This is a genomic window from Edaphovirga cremea (assembly GCF_003332275.1).
Taxonomy (GTDB): Bacteria; Pseudomonadota; Gammaproteobacteria; order Enterobacterales; family Enterobacteriaceae; genus Edaphovirga; species Edaphovirga cremea.
In genome coordinates this window covers 163,199-179,261 of the sequence record NZ_QOVA01000004.1, presented here as the reverse complement: position 1 = coordinate 179,261, position 16,063 = coordinate 163,199, and the positions used below count along the sequence as shown (strand labels likewise).

Below are 16,063 nucleotides of genomic sequence, written 5' to 3'. Positions count from 1 at the left end.
TCCTAATCTTAAAAAAACAACCACATAATCAGAGCCACTAAAACTGCCTATATCACAGAAAAATCCCACCATTAGACTATAATTCGAAAACGTTTATAACAAAACAAACTCACTTATGGGTAATGCTCTGAATTTGTAAAAATTTAGACATTACCTATCGTTCGTTCAAAATTCATTCGCGTTTATAAGGACTATCATGAGTGGAAAACCCGTCCCTTCGAATCTTCAAAAAATTAAATTCTTTGACTTAAACTTACTGATAGAATTTGAAGTCATCTTTATTTTCAGCAGTGTGAAGTTAGCAGCAGAAAAACTTAACATGAGCAGTTCCTCTGTCAGTCAGTCCCTCAATAAACTACGCCAACGTTTATCTGACCCTTTATTTGTACGTGACGGACAGAAACTGGTACCTACGACAACGGCAATCAAATTTCATTTATTGATCGGCAATGAATTAGGTGGTCTCGTCGATAAAATCCTTAATTTTACCTCAAATAGTGAACACAGTAGATTCGTTATTTACTCTTCAACGTATGCTGCTCAGCGTATTTTACCTGATCTGTGTGCCGCGTTAGACAACAGTGAGTTAAAATGCAATATTGAGCATATCTCTGCCGATTCGGCATTAAATTCCGGCGAGGATATTCTGGCACATCGCAAAGCAGACATTGTGTTTGATACTCAACCCTATTATGCGTTTTCAACCGTTACCAAGAAGTATCTCAGCGATAAGATCATCGCTGTAAGTAGTAATAAGCATCCCAGAGTGAATGAAGTTCTGACAAAAGAGATCATGAAAAATGAGCCATCAACGTTTCTGAACGTTAAAACGTTGGGACTTTTACGCACGCAAAGGAAAATAATGGAATATCTCGGAGAAAGAGATTTTAATTTTGAAAGCAGTTCCATTATGGTAAATGCTTCAGTTTCAGCAAAATCAGACAAAATCAGCCTTATTCCCGAATGGTTTTATGCAGAAATCGGTGAAAGTCTTGGCTTGAAAAAATTAACCTGCGACTTTGATTTTGACCCTGTAGATCATTATATTGCCTACAATAAAAGCATGCTGTCTAATACAAACTTTGTTCGGCTTCTGGAAGTGATGGAATCAATAACCAAAGTTTCCCTACAATAGCGTTCACTGCAAGGGTTCTGTTGCATATCAGCTGCCGTTGCATATCAGATTCCGTTATAAATCAGATTCCGTTATAAATCAGATAGTGAGAGGAAAACACCATGCCCTTAACGTCGCTGGGTCGTCTGGCGGATCTCCCTGCCAGCCAGTGGGATGCTCTGGTGCCTGTCGGCCAGCCTTTTCTGCGCCACGCTTTTCTCTCTGCGCTGGAAGACAGCGGCAGTCTCGGCCCCTATTCGGGTTGGCGAGCCGAACATCTGTTGTGGATCGAAAACGGCCAGTGTGTGGCGGCCATTCCCGGCTACCGGAAGTGGCACTCTTATGGAGAATATGTTTTTGACCAGGGTTGGGCGCAAGCCTGCCAACGGGCGGGCATTGAGTACTATCCCAAATGGCTGGGTGCCGTTCCCTTCAGTCCAGTCACCGGGTCGCGTCTATTGGGGGATGAAACTGCGGCGCTAAAACTCCTGGAGAATCTGCCGGACTATCTTGCGCGGCACGCCTTATCCAGCGCTCACGTCAATTTCACCGATCCCCACGCCAACCGGTTATTTGAAGGGCAACCACACTGGCAGCGTCGGTTGGGCTGTCAGTACCATTGGCACAATCGCGGCTTTCGGGATTTTCAGGATTTCCTTGATACGCTTAGTTCGCGCAAACGTAAGCAGATGCGCAAAGAGCGCCAGCAGGTTGCGGAGCAGGGCATCGAGTTTGAATGGCTTGAGGGCGCGCAGATCAACGAAGCGCAGTGGGACTTTATCTACGCCAGCTATGCCAACACCTATATTGTGCGACGCCAGACACCCTATTTAACGCGGGATTTTTTCAGCTTGCTGGCAGAACGCATGCCCGAAACCCTGCGCGTGGTTATGGCTAATCAACACGGTAAACCCGTCGCCATGGCATTCAGCCTGATTGGGGGCGACACGTTTTATGGCCGTTATTGGGGATGTCTGGCCGAGTTCGATCGGCTGCATTTCGAAACCTGCTTTTATCAGGGGATGGATTACACCATCGCCAACGGGCTGGCACGCTTTGATGCGGGGGCGCAGGGTGAACATAAACTGATTCGCGGCTTTGAACCCGTCCTGACTGACTCCTGGCACTATCTGCGTCATCCCGGCCTGCATCTGGCTGTCGCCGACTTTCTGGCGCAAGAGCAGGTTGCGGTTCGTGCATGGGCGGAAGAAGCGCGATTATCCCTTCCCTTCCGCCGGGGCTAACCAGTACATCAATTTACACTTATAAATACGGCATAATGGTTTTCACTGTCTCATTAATTCGCACAATAGAGTTGGTTGATGAATCAACTGGAGTCGATGTTTCAGACCGCGCCTTCCGCTGTCACGGGTATAATGAAAACGTACATGGAGTAACCGCTCGTTTTCGCGCAAGGCCACGCCTGCCGCCATGTCAGCTATAATTTATTCAGGAATTATTCTTGTCTTGCTAAGGAAACTGCTGATTAATGCCTATTGTTGCAGAAAAAAAAACGGATACGCCTGACAGTGAAAACAGCGAAAAACCACTGATCACCATGAAAACCGGCAATCAAAAAGTGGATCAAACATTGTCCACCTTTTCACGGCTGGTCTCGCGGATTCAGGCCTGGCCTGCCGTGGCCCATCTGATTCGTGCCACCGATCGATTCAACGACAGATTGGGCAGCCAGTTTGGTGCTGCGATCACTTACTTCTCCTTCCTGTCGCTGATTCCGATTTTGATGGTCTCCTTCGCCGCAGTCGGGTTTGTGTTGGCCTCCAACCCCGACCTGCTGGCCGAGCTGATCAACAAAATCGTCAATAGCATCAGCGATCCTGCGCTGGCATCGACCCTGAAAAGCACCGTGAACACGGCCATTCAGCAGCGTACTGCCGTTGGGATTTCCGGGCTGTTTATTGCGTTGTATTCAGGCATCAGTTGGATGGGAAATTTGCGGGAAGCCATCCACGCGCAATCCCGCGATGTCTGGGAACGCAATCCGAAAGATAAGGAAAAGATCTTTTCCCGCTATGTCCGTGACTTTATTTCACTTACCGGTCTGGTTATCGCACTTATTATCACGCTGTCGCTGACATCCATCGCCGGTTCGGCACAGCAGACCATCGTTGATGCGCTCGGTCTGGGCGGCATTGAATGGCTGCGCCCGGTGATGACCATTATTGCGCTCACCATCTCGATTGCCGCCAATTACCTGTTATTCCTCTGGATATTCTGGATTCTGCCCCGCCATAAACCGAAGAGGAAAGCCCTGCTGCGCGGAACATTGATCGCAGCAATTGGCTTTGAAGCGATCAAATTTGTGATGACCATGATGCTGCCACGGTTGGCGAGTTCCCCCTCAGGTGCCGCCTTCGGTTCAGTTATCGGACTGATGGCCTTCTTCTATTTTTTCGCTCGCCTGACGCTATTTTGTGCTGCCTGGATTGCGACCGCGAAATATAAAGGTGATGAAACCATGCCTGAACCAGGTCGTGGAAAATCTGCCTAGACCTTGCTAACACACCAGTCATCTCCGCGTGACTGGTGTTTCACGCTATTTTTAAGGCAAATAACCAGTGTATCATTCCGATACAAAAGGTATGCCAGCGTAAAAACCAGCATATCTGACTAAAGCGATGCTTTTATTTTTTAATTTTACAGTGTGTTATTCTGAATTTAATCCATACATCAAACTTATGAATGGCGAAAAAGTCGAATCAACAGAGATTGTCCTTTTTGGACGTTTTATTGCCAATAGCCACAAAGTGACCCCATTGATCCTGCTGTTTACTGTGCTTTAAGATGATTTTTTTCAGAAATTATCAATAAGAAACATTTATGCAAGCCAGCATCACTCAACCTGTTGATTCAGAATCAGAATCTATTCCAACCAACTCGCGTAGCAAAGTCATTATTGCCTCGCTGGTCGGGACGGCTATCGAGTTTTTTGACTTTTATATTTATGCCACCGCAGCAGTCATTGTGTTTCCGCATATCTTTTTCCCTCAGGGCGATCCGACGGCAGCCACATTGCAATCATTGGCGACATTTGCCATCGCCTTTATCGCCCGCCCGATCGGTTCTGCGGTGTTCGGCCACTTCGGTGACCGCGTAGGCCGAAAAGTGACGCTGGTTGCCTCGCTGCTCACCATGGGGATTTCTACCGTAGTGATCGGCCTGTTGCCCGGTTATGCAACTATTGGCGTGTTTGCCCCGCTGTTACTGGCACTGGCCCGCTTCGGCCAGGGTCTGGGACTGGGCGGTGAATGGGGCGGCGCGGCGCTGCTGGCAACGGAAAATGCGCCGGCGAATAAGCGTGCGCTCTATGGTTCCTTCCCACAGTTGGGAGCCCCCATCGGGTTTTTCTTCGCCAACGGGATGTTCCTGCTGCTCTCATGGTTGCTGACTGACGAACAGTTCATCAGTTGGGGCTGGCGTATCCCGTTCCTGCTCTCGGCGGTTCTGGTTTTGATCGGCCTGTATGTCCGCGTCTCCCTGCATGAAACGCCGATCTTCGCCAAAGTTGCCAAGGCCGGTAAGCAGGTGCGCATCCCGATTGGCACGCTATTCAGCAAACATATGAAAGCGACCATTCTGGGAACGTTCATCATGCTGGCAACCTATACGCTGTTCTATATCATGACAGTGTATTCGTTGACCTACGGCACGACCGCGCCACCGCTGGGGCTCGGTTATACGCGTAACAACTTCCTCCTGATGCTGATGCTTGGCGTGATTGGGTTTGGTCTGCTGGTACCCGTTGCCGGACAGATGGCAGACAGTTTTGGCCGTCGCAAAACCATGATTGGCGTGACGATGCTGATGATTGTGTTTGCATTGAGCTTCCCAACGCTGCTGGGTTCAGGTTCTACGGTGCTGGTTATGGCATTTCTGGTGATCGGCTTTATCATCATGGGGATGACGTTCGGCCCTATGGGTGCGCTGCTGCCGGAACTGTTTCCCACCGAAGTGCGTTATACCGGCGCCTCTTTCTCGTATAACTTCGCCTCGATTCTCGGCGCATCGGTAGCGCCGTATATCGCCACCTGGCTGGCGACCAATTATGGTCTGTTCTATGTGGGTCTCTATCTGGCTTCCATGGCGACCATCACGCTGATTGCGCTGCTGTTGTCGAAAGAAACACGCCACGAATCACTGTAAAGTCCTTCACGGCGCTGCCTCTTGCAGCGCCGGTTTATTTCCTGCTTCATCAATTTTTCATTGGAATGACATTGCTACCGCCTCTATGCTGCGTAACAGTTATCTCCACTGAGAAAAATCCTCCATGTTCCGTCAACGTCGCCTGTTTTTTACCCTGGGGTTTTTACTGCTGATCCTCGCCTCAGCGGCTGTCTACCGTTTTTGGCCGCATCCTTCCCATCCCGATGTGCTCTGGCATATCCTCAGCGAACAATGCCTGCCAAATCAGCGTGCAACGGGAAAACCGCTGCCCTGTGCGCAGGTCGATGAACCCGCGGGGTTTGTGGTACTGAAAGATCGCAACGGTCCGCTACAGTATCTGCTGATACCCAGCGCTAAAATAACCGGTATGGAAAGCCCGCAGCTTCTTAAGGTCGAAACACCCAACTTCTTTTCCCTGGCTTGGCAGGCGCGGCATTTTATGGCAGAAAAGCGCGGTATGCCCATCGATGACAGCAATATTTCCTTGGCAATAAACTCTGAATGGGGGCGTACGCAAAATCAATTACACATCCATATCTCATGCTTGCTACCTGAAGTGAAAAATCAATTAAGCGCACAGGCCGGGCAACTCAGCTATCGCTGGCAACCTTTGCCGGAAAAACTGCGCGGTCACGCTTATCTGGCTCGCAGGGTCAGTGCGCAAGAGCTAAATACCAAAGGGGCATTCAGGCTTCTGGCAGAGGGGGTGCCGCAAGCCAGGGAAAATATGGGGCACTTCGGTTTGGCAATGACTGTCGTCCCTGGGGGGGAATTCCTGCTGCTGGCGAGTCAACGTAATCTGCTGACCCTGAATCTGGCCTCTGTCGAAGAGATTCAGGACCATCGTTGCGCAGTCCTGGATCTCCCGCCAGCGGCATAACGCAGGATCCCTGTATCAGGGATCCCGTTGGTTTTACTTGGCTTGCTTCATTTTTTGCAATAGGGGTCCGCACTGATTCTCTTCACCTTTGCTCGGTGAAATCAGCGCCAGCAACGCCGCCGCCGGTGCCACCACCGCCCCCAGCGCAACGGCCGCTGCGCCTCGGGCAATCAACGGCCCGGCTTTTACCCCGGCATCCGGATTTTTAAAAGTACCTTTGACGTAAAGTGGTGAACGCAACGTCAGGATGCGCATCCCTTTGCTCTCTGGATTGATCGACAAATCGAGGCGTTCGTTGGCGAAGTTGGTGGTGCCGCTGATATTGATAATGGCGTTTTCGGTGTCAAACACGAATAGCCGCGGACTCCCCACCCCATTCTTGATACTGACGTCCGCCGCCGCACAGTTAATGGCGACCTCATCATCGCCAAACAGTTGCGCGACCAGATAGTTACCGACGTTGAGACCGAGGATTTCCATCAGGCTGCGGCTGATCACACCGTCGTTAATCAACAGCCGCATCTCGCCGTTACTGGTACCCAGCAGCGCCGCAATCGAGTTCCCGGTTCCGGTCAGTTTCGCATCACCATTAAGTTGGCCGAGGCTCTTGCGCATCGATTCCACGTTGGGCAGCAGCTCTTTTAGCTGGAAGTTTCGCGCATGCATATCCACCCGCCCATGCATTGGCGACTTATTGCCTTCCAGACGAACCGTCGAATTGAGATTCCCTCCCGCAACGCCAAAGCGTAGCGGATCGAGCAGCAACTCGCCGTTATCCAGCACCAGATGGGTACTCAGATCGCTCAGCGGCAGTGATTTGCCATGTTCGATACGCTTGGCCGAGTATTTTACGTCGGCATCCATGACGTCCCAGTTTTTGGTATCAAACTTCTCAACCGGTAAAACGCGATCCGCAGGCTGACGGGCCGTTTCGCCCCGTTTCGCCTTGTCTTTATTCGAGTCGGCACCAATCAGCGGAGCCAGATCGGCAAAACGCAGCTGTTTGGATACCACTTCGCCGATAAGTTTGGGACGGGGTTTACTGGCGCGGTAAGTCAGCGAACCATGAATATCGCTGTCACCGATTTTGCCATTGAAATTTTGATAGTGGTAATACGCGCCACCCTTCTCATGCAGTTTTGCCGTCAGATGGCCGTCTGTGGAGTATGGTGGCGTCTGCGGCAACAATACGCCCGTCAGGCCATAGAGATCAGACAGGGTCTGGCCGGATAATTTAAGCTGCAAATCCAGGCTGCCGAAATTCATTGGGTCAAGCAATGTCCCCGCGACCACCACCCGCGTGTCGCCGGAACGCACATCGGCCTGTAAGGGGAAAGGGATAGCGGCATCTTTCAGGGAGAGCATGCCACCGACTTTACCGCTGCCAGCAAGCGCTTCGCCGTGGTATTTGCCGTCAACTTTCCAGCCAAAAACATAATCCGGCACGTCTTTGGTGTTAATTTTCTCCACATCCTGACTTTCTTTGCGCTCCTTGTCTGCGACGGTTTTTTTAGTTTTTTCGCCGGTCACCTCACTGAAAGGCAACGGTTTACCCAGCGGATCGATCACCGCACGGAAGTCGGCTTTCAACGGAGCATCTTTATAGTCAATCTGGCCGCGATCGAACACGATGTCATTGATATTCACTGACCAGTCGGACGGGGGTTGCTGCGGATCTTTCTGCTCGCTGTTCGCAAGATTGAAGGTCCAGTTATTGTCCCCGTTTGCCAGCCGTTGCAGTGAAGCATTGGGCTGTTTCAGCCAAATTCGGGGAATTCTTACCTCTTTGCCAAGCAACGCCAGGGGCGCAATGCTGGCATCGATGCGTTGCAGCGTGACCATGTTATCGCCAAGATCTTTGGTCGCAGGAATATTTTCAGGATTGCCCAACACGATGTCTTCAGCATGGATATGCGGCCACGGCACCCATGCGCGCCAACCGCCTTCTTCACGTTTGCGCGACCAGTCCACACCCAGATCGCCGCGGATGGCGAAGGGACGGTTAAGTTCTGTGGAAACTTTCTGGTTAATGGTGGGTTTCAGGCGGTTCCAGTCGAAAGTGATGATAAAAATAATCAGTACTGCAAACACGACCACCAGAACACCCACAATCCAACTTACGGTTTTTCCTGTGCGTGTCATGAGCTATTCCCGTCAGATAAAAAGTGAATTTATCTGATTAACCTTAGCTGAATCTGCACTATTACGCCTGTTTCAGTCGAAGGATCGCTATGTGCATTGATCGCGGCAAAATAACGCTCAGGCGAGAGCGGTTTCTCTGGTGCTTCAGGGTGATCCTGTTGCCATTTCCGTACCCAAACAGGTAAACAAAACTGGCAGGAACAGGGTTGACGGCTTACAGTGAATTCCGACATTCATAGATACCGCAGCCACTCGATTGATATTCATTTGGAGATGCCATGCCATACGTAAATATTAAAATTACCCGTGAAGGGGCTACCGCTGAACAGAAGAAGGCACTGATTGCTGGCGTGACGCAACTGCTGGTCGATACGCTTGGCAAAAATCCCGCGACCACGGTCGTCACCATTGATGAGGTCGATACGGATAACTGGGGTATCGGCGGTCAAAGCGTGACTGATCTGCGTGCGGCAGCCAAAAAGTAAACTCGCGGCGGGTTTCTGCCCGCCTCATTGGCGTCATTACAGCAAGTAAAAACGATCTTCGTCATAAAAATTGAAACAACGTTTTATTAGTATTGACTCGCCAGATCGTTCCTAAGAAACTAAGGCTATTCTCGCCGTATTGTTTACTCACTTTACTGACACAGGCCAGCTTCCATGACCAGCCAAAATATTGCCGTTATCGGTGAATGTATGATCGAACTGTCGCAGAAAGGTACGGATCTCAGCCGTGGCTTTGGCGGCGATACTCTCAATACCTCCGTGTACATCGCACGTCAGGTTCCTGCGGATGCGCTTAAGGTGCATTACGTTACCGCGCTGGGTAACGACACGTTCAGTCAGGAAATGCTGGATGCCTGGGAGAAAGAGGGGGTGGATACCGCGCTGATCCAGCGTCTGGACAATAAATTGCCCGGCCTGTATTTCATTGAGACCGATCCAGGTGGTGAGCGTACGTTCTACTACTGGCGCAACGATGCCGCAGCGCGTTTTTGGCTGGACAGCCCGGACTCTGCTGACATCTGCCAGCGTCTGGCAAAATTTGACTACCTGTACCTCAGCGGCATCAGCATCGCCATTCTGAATGCAGAAAGCCGTCAGCGTCTGTTGACGTTGTTGCGCGAATGCCGTGCCAACGGCGGCAAAGTTATTTTTGATAACAACTACCGTCCACGTTTGTGGCAGAGCAAAGAAGAGAGCCAACAGGCCTATCTCGATATTCTGGCCTGCACTGATATCGCCTTCCTGACTCTCGACGACGAAGACATGCTGTGGGGAGAAAAACCGGTTGAAGACGTGATCAGCCGTACCCGCGCACTGGGCGTGAGCGAAATCGTGATCAAGCGTGGCGCTGATTCCTGCATCGTCTCCGATGCTCAGGGTGAGCAGCACGAAGTCGCTGCGGTGAAATTGCCGAAAGAGAAAGTAATTGATACCACGGCAGCCGGTGACTCCTTCAGCGCCGGCTATCTGGCTGTCCGCCTGACTGGTGGCAGTGCTGTCGATGCGGTAAAACGCGGGCACCTGACCGCCAGCACCGTCATTCAGTATCGCGGTGCCATCATTCCGAAAGAAGCGATGCCGAAGGCATAAGTCCGACCTACATTCATGTAAGTCAGACAATCATGTAAGTCAGACAGACAAAAACGCCCTCCAGCCAAACCTGACTGGGGGGCGTTTTTTCTATTGTTCGCTTGCTAGCTATGGTGCGTTGGTTCCCGCCGCGTTATCAGGCTTCACTTCATCCGCAGACGGGATAACCGCCGGTGCTGGCATCATGACGGCATCGTAAGCTTCCTGCAACGCTTTGACACTCACTTCCACCTCACCTTTCGGCTGTAGCAGAACCAGCGTTGCTTCCTGTGAAAGCTGCTGTTTCAGTTCCTGGTTCAGCATCGGCAGCGTCAGAGTCGAGAGAAACTCCTGACGAACCTTCTGATACTGCTCCGGCGCGATGTCCACGACGCCATTCTGCTGTGAACGCAGACGTTGGCTAATCAATAAGCCGGTATCCGTGTGGGCATAGGTGGCAAAGAGTTTGCTCAACTGATCGTTTTTAAGGGTGATCAACGCATCGAACTCTTTCTGCGTCAGTCCATTGTCACGCACATTCGCCAACTCTTTCGCCAGAACGGTCATACCCGGCAGCAGATTTTCGTTGGGTGTATCCATACGGATAGCACACTGCGCCCGCTGATATTGCACCCGGCAGTCAAAGCCCAGATTAAGATTCAGCTTCGGATCTTTGGTTCCATTAAGCGACTGCTGTAAATGCCAGAACAGCGCTTCACGCGCCAGATCGCTGCGCCAGTAACGGGTCAGCGCCTGAGAATCCCGGATTGGGTGCCACGGCGTGTCCCAGATCAGCGACAGCCGATCCTGCGTCAAACTCTCGTCGATCAACGTCACTGCCTGCGCAGGCAGCGTAGAGAGCGTCGGCATCTGCGGCGGAACTTCCTGCTTACCCTTCAGCGTCGAGAACAATTTACCAATCTGCTCACTCATACTGCGGCTGTCGACGTTACCGACGATATAAAGCGTCATGGCATCCGGCGTATACGACTGCTGGTAGAACTTCTTCAGTTCTTCAATATTCACCGGGCGGGTAGGTTTTTGGCCGGGATCATGACCTAACAGCGGCGACCCTTTCAGTCGGTAGCGCCACCACGGATCCTGGGTATTGGGTGGAAAAGTCCCGATAGGATCTTGCTGCGCATTGACCGCAGCCTGCACGCTGCTCGAATCTATCACCATTTTGCCTGAAGTATCTGCCAGCCAGTTCAGTGCTTCTTTCAGCAAATCCGGGCGGTTATTCGGCAGGCTAAGGTTATACAGGGTGTAATCATAAGAGCTGACGGCCGGAGGCAGCGGTTTTTCATTATCAATACTTTGCTGCCAGAGCGACTGGAGTTGCGCGGCGCTGAAACTCTCGCTGCGGGTGAGCGCCAGATGGGGTAACAAATGGGAATAGCCCACCTGTTGTGCGCCCTCAATCAACGATCCGCCACGGACCATCAGACGTAATTCTATGCGGTCACTGGGCCGCTGGGGAGTGGCAAGTAACTGCCAGGTAAAACCATTGTCCAACTTACCCTGCTGCCAGGCAGGATCGGGTTGTAGTGCTTCAGCCTGCACGTTGCTACTGGCGGCCGCCAGCAGTAACCCACCAACTAACAGACGAATTCTGGTGCCCTGCATGTGAACCCCTACTTAATAACAATCCAATATTTTCTATGCTATTCAATTCGTTCCCTGCTTACGGAACGTAGCCCAAACCTTTGCGATTTCAAAAAAATGCGGGAACGCCGAGTGTAACATCGTGTTAGACCGCATGCCTGTGCCGATGTCACCCCTTCGGAGTAAAAATATTCGGGCAGGTATCAGGGAGGCAAAAGCCGGGTGGGTATTATGCGGATAAGCCACCGTTTACATCAAGTAAACGGTGGCCAAGACTATGATTTACGTCTTTTTTACGGACTGACTACGATAACGAGATGGGCGTTTTGTCAGATGGTGGCGTTTTCTTGTTCGATAACGTGTCCTGAAGCTGTTGCTCGTCCAGTTGGTCTACCCACTTCGCGACAACAACGGTAGCGACACCGTTACCTACCAGGTTGGTCAGCGCACGGGCTTCTGACATAAAGCGGTCGATACCCAGAATCAGCGCCAGACCAGCGACCGGAAGGTGTCCTACCGCCGAAATGGTCGCTGCCAGCACGATGAAACCACTGCCGGTCACACCCGCCGCCCCTTTCGATGACAGGAGCAGCACGACTAACAGGGTAATCTGATGCCAGATATCCATGTGCGTGTTGGTTGCCTGGGCGATAAACACCGCAGCCATCGTCAGGTAAATCGAGGTACCGTCCAGATTGAAAGAGTAGCCAGTAGGAATAACCAGACCGACGACCGATTTCTTACAACCCAGCTTCTCCATTTTATCCAGCATACGTGGGAGCACGGACTCAGAAGAGGAGGTACCAAGAACGATCAGTAACTCTTCTTTGATATAACGGATAAATTTGAAAATGCTGAAACCGTTGGCTCTCGCAATCGACCCCAGAATAAAGATGACGAACAAGAAACAGGTCAGGTAGAAGCACAGAATCAACTGTCCCAGCTGTACCAGCGTTCCGACGCCATATTTACCGATGGTAAACGCCATGGCACCGAAGGCACCCAGTGGGGCAAGACGCATGATCATATTGATGATGCCGAAAATGACCCGCGAGAAACTGTCGATCACATTGAAAATCACCTGCCCTTTTTCACCCAGACGGTGCAAGGCAAACCCGAACATCACGGCAAACAGCAAAACCTGGAGAATATTACCGCTGGCAAACGCACCAATTACGCTGCTGGGAATGATATCCAGCAAGAATGGCACCAATCCCTGCTGCTGGGCCTGTTCCGCATACATCGCGACGGCTTTGGCGTCCAGCGCGGCAGGATCGACGTTCATCCCTGCACCCGGTTGGAAAATATTCACTACCAGCAAACCGATAATCAAGGCGATGGTACTGACGATTTCAAAGTACAGCAGGGCAATTGCACCCGTCCGCCCTACCGCCTTCATGCTTTCCATACCCGCAATACCTGTCACCACGGTACAGAAGATGACAGGGGCAATAATCATTTTAATCAGCTTAACGAAGCCATCACCCAGGGGTTTCATCTGGGCACCGAGGTCAGGATAAAAGTGCCCCAAGAGGATACCTAGCGTAATCGCGGTCAGCACCTGAAAGTAGAGGCTTTTAAATATCGATATTTTCATTTTTAACATCCTTTGAAATATTATATCGCACCCACAGAGAGAGGTTGGTACTGTTAGCGACGAACGGAAAGTAACACCTCACTAACAGAGAGGAAATAACTTGTATTTGTTTGCAACATGGCTTCATTCAAAAATAAGAGCTGAACCGAGTTAAGCTTGGATAAAAAGAGCATAAATCCAGCGTTCATGGGCGACAAAAAACCGGTAAAGACCGGGAAGAGTGAAGGGAATGCGGGCAAAAGAAACCCGACCGATTGGCGATCGGGCAACGACCTGTATCAGGGTATTTTAGTGATGTTTTTTACTCGGGATTGTTGTCACTTTGAAGTCCGAGGCGCTTCTCAAATTCATGGCGCGGCAGAGGCCGGGCAAACAGAAATCCCTGTGCCAGCAAAATATTGTGCTGTTGCAGCCAGTCACGTTGCTCGGGTTTTTCCACGCCTTCGGCAATCACCCGGATATTCATCGCCCCGGCCATCGAACTGACAATGCGCACCATGACGTCGTCCTGCGGCAAGCTGCTGATAAAACTGCGATCGATCTTGATGATGTCGATGGGTAAACGGCGTAAGCGGTTGAGATAATCCAGGCTCGAATACCCCATGCCGAAATCGTCCAACGCCACTGAAACCCCCGCCAGACGCAGCTCGGTGAGCAATTTGAGCGCCCGGTCGAGATCGGAGATGCGCGCAGTCTCGGTGATTTCCAGAATCAATGTACCCGGCTTAATCTGATAGCGGCTGATCAGCGTTTTCAATTCCGGCAGGAAATGGCGGTGCTGAATCTGCACGCCCGAGAGATTGATGGACAGCGGGATATCAATGCCCTGCTTCTGCCAGTCCGCCAGAATCCGACACCCTTGTTCCAAAACCCAATAGCCCAACGGCACGATGATGCCAATGTCTTCCACGAAGGGAATGAAATCCGCCTCAAGGCTATAACGACCATTGATCATTTTACGCCGCAGCAGCGCTTCCGCACCGACTATCTCGTTGGTCGCCAGATTTATCTGCGGCTGAAGGAAGAGCGTAAAGTCATCATGTTCAATGGCTTGCAGGATTTCACTCTCCTGACTCAATCGCTTCTGGATTTTCCTGGTCAGTTCCGGCTCAAAAAACAGGATTTGATTTTTCCCGAGATGATGCGCCGACACCATGGCGGAACGGGCATTGAGCATCAAATCATGCGCACTGACATTGGCACCGCCAGAATAGTGCGAAATACCGATACTTGCCGTCGGGCGCAGCGAGAGTTTGTCCTGTTTCAGCGGCGCGTTAATCCGTTCCATCACTTCACGCGCCATGCGCATTGCCTGGAAAGGGCGTTCAACGCCGCGCGCCAACAACACAAACTCGCTGTCACTCAGCTGTGACAGTTCGCAGTTGTCGGGCAATCCACGGCGGATTTTCTCCACCAGCGTACGCAGCAGTTCATTACGCTGTATTTCGGTGAGGATCCCGGAGACCTCACGCAGCGTCTCGATTCCAATCAGCAAAACGTTGAAGCGTGATGGCCGTAGGCTGAAACGGATGTATTGCGTCAGCAACTCCATAAACAGATTTTCATTGGGTAAGCCGCTGATCGGATGGCGGGTACTCAATCGACTCAAATCACCGTAAGTCTTTTCAACGCTGAGCTGGTTACGATTGTAATTGCGGACCAGCATGCCCAGTTCGTCATCGCTATGCAGCGGCGAAAGGGAAAGGTGATGACCCAGCACATCAGTTGGACGCAGCGATTCCAGCTCACGGGCAATATCACGCAGTGGATGTACCAGCAGGCGATTCATGCACCAACTGATGGAGACCGTCAGAATCAACGCCAACAGAAGATAGGTCGCCAGCATGGTGGAGAGTAAGCTCAAAATGAATTTGTAGATTCGGTAAGAGTCAGCCTGCAGCACCAAATACGCCAGCGGATGGGGATTGGTGGAAACACGCTCCAGCGCATAGAGCGGAACAGAGATCTTCACCGGCAAATTGAACACCCGTGCGATTGTCGCTGGCACAGGCCGTTCTGGCGGAAAGTCAGCATGCAGCGCTTTCAGTTCATTCGGCAGCACCACGTCAGCGCGAGCCAGAATACCCACCGACAATAAGCTATTGAGAAGCCGTTTGCTTTCTGGAATATCAACATTCAATACCGCTTCTGCCAACGGCTTACGAACCGAATGGGCAATATTCTCCAATTGCTGGGCGTAATCCTCCCGTCGCTGTTGCACAAAGTGAAACAGTTGAATAATGGTAAAAATACAGAGCATTACCAATGTCACACTGGACACGGCTGCCATCTGCTTAATGGTTAACGATCGCCTGACTCGCACCCTACCTCTCCGAGAAAACAGCCAAAATCAGGTCTTGGGAAAGGCAACATATTGCCTCTGTCTGCACTGTCGACCTGTGAAAAACGATTACCGGCCCAAGAGCTGGCATCAATTAAGTAAACTACTTTGCCAGAGTAGCATCGAAAACGCAGCCGTAACCTGGCAAGTATAACCAAATACTGGCCCAAGAGACGTCACCCCTGGGAGTTTCCTTTCATAAAACAAACACTTTAGTCTTAATCCTACCCAGTCATCGCCGCGGTTACCTGCCTTTGACATAATATCAATGCTGACTATCACTCTTCGCAAATAACACATAAGATTTATTGAACATTTTTGCAATGTAAATGATCTGGTTTTTAGCATTTAACGCTGTTTTGTAGCTTTCAAGAACAAAAATTAAACATAAACATCCGCAATAATCTCTTTTCTCTGGTTTATATAAGAATATTGCAGATTCCGGCCAATTCCTATTTCTTGAACAGCTATATTAATGTAGGGGACTGTTGATATATTAAGATAAATCCATACAAAAATTTTCTTAATCATCGCCAGCAACATTTGTCTACAATGAATGTTTTCATACCACGCAAACTGGTAAAAATCGGATAAAACCGCAGAGTGACCAATATATCGTATAGGC

11 protein-coding genes are annotated in these 16,063 nt (G+C 50.7%); 7 read left to right on the top strand and 4 right to left on the bottom strand.

Annotated elements, in window-relative coordinates; genetic code table 11:
* Positions 1-196: 196 nt before the first annotated feature.
* The 5 genes from DRI82_RS07830 to DRI82_RS07810 all read left to right on the top strand — a co-directional run bounded on the left by DRI82_RS07830 (position 197) and on the right by DRI82_RS07810 (position 6,179).
* Positions 197-1,135 carry a LysR family transcriptional regulator gene (locus tag DRI82_RS07830; protein ID WP_114192946.1) on the top strand — a complete coding sequence of 313 codons (939 nt, stop codon included), beginning with the start codon at positions 197-199 and terminating at the stop codon, positions 1,133-1,135.
* Positions 1,136-1,236: 101 nt separating this feature from the next.
* Positions 1,237-2,358 carry a GNAT family N-acetyltransferase gene (locus tag DRI82_RS07825; protein WP_114192945.1) on the top strand — a complete coding sequence of 374 codons (1,122 nt, stop codon included), beginning with the start codon at positions 1,237-1,239 and terminating at the stop codon, positions 2,356-2,358.
* A gap of 245 nt (positions 2,359-2,603) precedes the next feature.
* Positions 2,604-3,626 (top strand): inner membrane protein YhjD, encoded by a 1,023-nt coding sequence (gene yhjD, locus DRI82_RS07820; protein WP_114192944.1) that lies wholly within the window; start codon positions 2,604-2,606, stop codon positions 3,624-3,626.
* Positions 3,627-3,955: 329 nt separating this feature from the next.
* On the top strand, positions 3,956-5,278 hold the full coding sequence (locus DRI82_RS07815) for an MFS transporter (RefSeq protein WP_114192943.1): 1,323 nt from the start codon (positions 3,956-3,958) through the stop codon (positions 5,276-5,278).
* Between the two features lie 124 nt (positions 5,279-5,402).
* Positions 5,403-6,179: a CDP-diacylglycerol diphosphatase gene (locus DRI82_RS07810; protein WP_114192942.1), complete on the top strand. Its 777-nt coding sequence runs from the start codon at positions 5,403-5,405 to the stop codon at positions 6,177-6,179.
* Positions 6,180-6,212: 33 nt separating this feature from the next.
* On the opposite strand, the gene DRI82_RS07805 is transcribed toward DRI82_RS07810, so the two are convergent.
* Entirely contained in the window at positions 6,213-8,321 is a 2,109-nt protein-coding gene (locus DRI82_RS07805; RefSeq protein ID WP_114192941.1) for an AsmA family protein, read from the bottom strand.
* 278 nt (positions 8,322-8,599) lie between these two features.
* Between DRI82_RS07805 and DRI82_RS07800 the strand changes: the two genes are divergently transcribed.
* The gene (locus DRI82_RS07800; RefSeq protein ID WP_114192940.1) at positions 8,600-8,806 is read left to right on the top strand and encodes a 2-hydroxymuconate tautomerase family protein; all 207 of its coding nucleotides are present in this window, start codon (positions 8,600-8,602) and stop codon (positions 8,804-8,806) included.
* A gap of 174 nt (positions 8,807-8,980) precedes the next feature.
* Positions 8,981-9,916, top strand: coding sequence for a 2-dehydro-3-deoxygluconokinase (kdgK, locus tag DRI82_RS07795; RefSeq protein WP_114192939.1), 936 nt, complete (start codon positions 8,981-8,983; stop codon positions 9,914-9,916).
* 108 nt (positions 9,917-10,024) lie between these two features.
* On the opposite strand, the gene DRI82_RS07790 is transcribed toward kdgK, so the two are convergent.
* The 3 genes from DRI82_RS07790 to hmsP form a co-directional block, all read right to left on the bottom strand.
* On the bottom strand, positions 10,025-11,521 hold the full coding sequence (locus DRI82_RS07790; protein WP_114192938.1) for a M16 family metallopeptidase: 1,497 nt from the start codon (positions 11,519-11,521) through the stop codon (positions 10,025-10,027).
* Positions 11,522-11,804: 283 nt separating this feature from the next.
* Positions 11,805-13,097 carry a dicarboxylate/amino acid:cation symporter gene (locus DRI82_RS07785; protein ID WP_114192937.1) on the bottom strand — a complete coding sequence of 431 codons (1,293 nt, stop codon included), beginning with the start codon at positions 13,095-13,097 and terminating at the stop codon, positions 11,805-11,807.
* Positions 13,098-13,398: 301 nt separating this feature from the next.
* The gene (gene hmsP / locus DRI82_RS07780; protein ID WP_114192936.1) at positions 13,399-15,420 is read right to left on the bottom strand and encodes a biofilm formation regulator HmsP; all 2,022 of its coding nucleotides are present in this window, start codon (positions 15,418-15,420) and stop codon (positions 13,399-13,401) included.
* Positions 15,421-16,063 lie beyond the last annotated feature (643 nt).

Bases quoted from the DNA above. Each gene is read 5' to 3' on its own strand.
- DRI82_RS07810 (WP_114192942.1), top strand. From the start codon at position 5,403: ATGTTCCGTCAACGTCGCCTGTTTTTTACCCTGGGGTTTTTACTGCTG.
- DRI82_RS07790 (WP_114192938.1), bottom strand. From the start codon at position 11,521: ATGCAGGGCACCAGAATTCGTCTGTTAGTTGGTGGGTTACTGCTGGCG.
- DRI82_RS07830 (WP_114192946.1), top strand. From the start codon at position 197: ATGAGTGGAAAACCCGTCCCTTCGAATCTTCAAAAAATTAAATTCTTT.
- DRI82_RS07805 (WP_114192941.1), bottom strand. From the start codon at position 8,321: ATGACACGCACAGGAAAAACCGTAAGTTGGATTGTGGGTGTTCTGGTG.
- DRI82_RS07815 (WP_114192943.1), top strand. From the start codon at position 3,956: ATGCAAGCCAGCATCACTCAACCTGTTGATTCAGAATCAGAATCTATT.
- DRI82_RS07825 (WP_114192945.1), top strand. From the start codon at position 1,237: ATGCCCTTAACGTCGCTGGGTCGTCTGGCGGATCTCCCTGCCAGCCAG.
- DRI82_RS07785 (WP_114192937.1), bottom strand. From the start codon at position 13,097: ATGAAAATATCGATATTTAAAAGCCTCTACTTTCAGGTGCTGACCGCG.
- kdgK (WP_114192939.1), top strand. From the start codon at position 8,981: ATGACCAGCCAAAATATTGCCGTTATCGGTGAATGTATGATCGAACTG.
- DRI82_RS07800 (WP_114192940.1), top strand. From the start codon at position 8,600: ATGCCATACGTAAATATTAAAATTACCCGTGAAGGGGCTACCGCTGAA.
- yhjD (WP_114192944.1), top strand. From the start codon at position 2,604: ATGCCTATTGTTGCAGAAAAAAAAACGGATACGCCTGACAGTGAAAAC.